Genomic DNA, 243 nt, shown 5'->3' on the forward strand with positions numbered 1-243 from the left:
GTTACAATCTTGAAAGCTGTTGCTCGCTAGAGCCATAAATATAAAAGCGTTTTCTTATTCAATTCATTACAGTGCGTGAAGTTATTCTTTATATGTCAGTCTTTTACAAACACTTCGCAGCAAAACTACTTGGGTGTTGTATGGTTAAGCCTCACGGGCAATTAGTATCAGTTAGCTCAAGACCTCGCAGTCCTTACACACCTGACCTATCAACGTTGTAGTCTCCAACGACCCTTTAGGGAG

General features: G+C 40.7%; 1 rRNA gene. It reads right to left on the reverse strand.

The features are described 5' to 3' along the window. Positions 1–140 precede the first annotated feature (140 nt). Positions 141–243: ribosomal RNA gene (locus H4J67_RS20215) — 23S ribosomal RNA — on the reverse strand; the annotation flags it as partial.

This window comes from Colwellia sp. BRX10-4, assembly GCF_014077465.1.
Lineage (GTDB): Bacteria > Pseudomonadota > Gammaproteobacteria > Enterobacterales > Alteromonadaceae > Colwellia_A.